Source organism: Cytophagales bacterium, from assembly GCA_019456305.1.
GTDB lineage: Bacteria > Bacteroidota > Bacteroidia > Cytophagales > VRUD01 > VRUD01.
In genome coordinates this window covers 51123-52859 of sequence record VRUD01000003.1, presented here as the reverse complement: position 1 = coordinate 52859, position 1737 = coordinate 51123, and the positions used below count along the sequence as shown (strand labels likewise).

1 protein-coding gene is annotated in these 1737 nt (G+C 45.2%); it reads left to right on the top strand.

What is annotated here, in order from left to right; all coding sequences use genetic code 11:
• Window positions 1-1737, top strand: a 1737-nt coding sequence (locus tag FVQ77_01040; protein MBW8048930.1) for a PKD domain-containing protein, incomplete at both ends; no start/stop codon positions are given.

The window sequence follows — 1737 nt, the reverse complement described above, 5'->3', positions numbered from 1 at the left end:
TCAATCCTGGTCATGGGATTTTGGCGATACCACTACTTCCGCCTTACAAAATCCTTATCATACCTTCCCCGATACCATTAGCTATTGGATTTGCCTGACCGTTACTGATTTTGATACATGTACTTATTCTATATGTAACTGGGTGAATGTTGGCTCAGGCCCGCCTCCCTGCAACGGCTATGCATCCTTTACTCAATATCCCGATTCATTGGACCCTAAAACCATTTATTTCACTGACTGGTCATGGGATGACTCAGGCATCATGTCCTGGTCATGGAACTTTGGAGATTCTACCACTTCAACACTTAAAAACCCCGTACATATCTTTGCTGACACCCTAAACTACTGGGTATGTCTGGACGTAACCGATTCGAGCGGTTGTAATTATTCTATATGTAACTGGGTGAATGTTGGCGGAAGCCCGCCTCCCTGCAACGGCTATGCAAACTTCTGGACTGATCCCGATTCTTTAGACATTTACAGTGTCCAGTTCTGGGATGGCTCCTGGGATGATTCAGGCATTCAATCCTGGTCATGGGATTTTGGCGATACCACTACTTCCGCCTTACAAAATCCTTATCATACCTTCCCCGATACCACTAGCTATTGGGTTTGCCTGACCGTTACTGATTTTGATTCCTGTACTTATTCATGGTGTCAATGGGTCAATGTTGGCACAGGCCCGCCACCCTGCAACGGCTACGCATCCTTCTGGACCAATCCTGATTCTATTGACCCTAAAACCATCTTTTTCTACGATGGTTCCTGGGATGATTCCGGCATTGATTCATGGTGGTGGAATTTTGGAGATACCTGGAGTGACACTGTACAAAATCCTATACACACTTATTCAGCTACTGGAAGCTATTGGGTATGCTTAACTGTTAATGATAAAGATGGATGCAGTTATTCTTATTGTAACTGGCTCACTATTGGTTCAGGTGGTGGTTGTTTTGCAAGCTTCAGTCACTGGGTTGATACTTCCAACACGGCCAACTTTACAGATATGTCAACGGCTGGAGTAACCAGTTGGTCCTGGGATTTTGGTGACTCTACCGGGTCTACCCTGGCTAATCCTACACACTTTTATGCTGCAACAGGCACTTACTGGGTTTGTTTAACTATTACTGACAGTGCCGGCTGTTCTTCAACATGGTGTGACTGGGTTAATGTTGGTGTTGGCGGGGGCTGTTTCGCAAACTTCAGTCATTGGGTTGATACTTCAAACACAGCCAATTTTACCGATATGTCATCGGTTGGTGTGACGAGTTGGTCATGGGATTTTGGTGACTCTACATGGTCATCCCTATCTAATCCTACACACTTTTACGCTGCCACAGGCTCTTACTGGGTTTGCTTAACTATTACTGACAGTGCCGGTTGCTCATCATCCTGGTGTAATTGGGTAGATGTTGGTGTAGGTGGTGGTGGTTGTTTAGCAAGCTTTATCTATGGGGTTGATACTACAAATACTGCTTACTTTACCGATATGTCAACAACCAGTAACCCGCCTTTGAACTGGTACTGGGATTTTGGCGATTCTTCATGGTCAACATTATCCAATCCTTCACACTGGTATGCTGCAACAGGTACATACTGGGTATGCTTAACTGTTTCGGACAGCTCCGGCTGCTCGTCAACATTCTGTGACCAGGTGATCATTGGTGGAACCGCTCCATGTAATGCCGATTGGTATTACTCGGTTGATTCCACCACCAATACAGCATTTTTTACAGA